We start from the raw sequence: 661 nt of genomic DNA on the forward strand, positions 1-661 counted from the left end.
CCCCATATACAAATACTTTCGACCACTCTTCCGGAATCGTTTCAACTACTGTTTGAGCAATATTTTGATATATACTATTTAACTTGTTTTCATCCATCATTATTTACCTCCGGGTTTATTTCTAAATCTGTACGCTCCCAGTCTCCATTCCCAAACTTATGTTCTATTTTAAAGCTATCAGGGGTTTTAAATCCCCATTATAAATTGGTTTTATCTTTACCTCAACGGCTTTCACCACCAAGCTGTTGTGCATGCCGAGCACACTAAAAAGGAAACCTTGAAAGGCACTTTGCCAATCAAGGTTTTATAGTTTATTTATGGAATACTAATCTTTTAGTAAATTTTCGTCTAAGAAGAGTTCGATGTCATCTAAATTCACATTTTTCTTTCTTTCATGAAGCGAAAACTTTAGAATAAATTCTTCAAAAGAGTTTGCAATAAGGTAATAATATTCTTTTCCATCTTCATCAGTCATTTCGCCTTCGTGATACCAATAATATATTTTACCCCTGTATTTATCTTTTAATCCTATACATATTAAATCTCCCCCATCTGCATCTGCGATAGGCATTACAATACTTCCTAAAATACCTTTATAAGTTTGAATGATTGATTCAATATTATAGGCATTATTAGTAATTCCATAAAAACCACCTATCGA

The 661-nt window shown here is 32.5% G+C and carries 2 protein-coding genes; both read right to left on the reverse strand.

The window, feature by feature from the left end:
• Nucleotides 1–100 (reverse strand): immunity protein YezG family protein (locus SNE38_RS19175; protein ID WP_336047175.1); only part of this gene is annotated, 100 nt, incomplete at its 3' end.
• A gap of 225 nt (nucleotides 101–325) precedes the next feature.
• The coding region (locus SNE38_RS19180) for an SMI1/KNR4 family protein (protein WP_336047180.1) at nucleotides 326–661 on the reverse strand (336 nt) is incomplete at its 5' end.

Source organism: Solibacillus ferritrahens (genome assembly GCF_037027585.1).
Lineage (GTDB): Bacteria > Bacillota > Bacilli > Bacillales_A > Planococcaceae > Solibacillus > Solibacillus ferritrahens.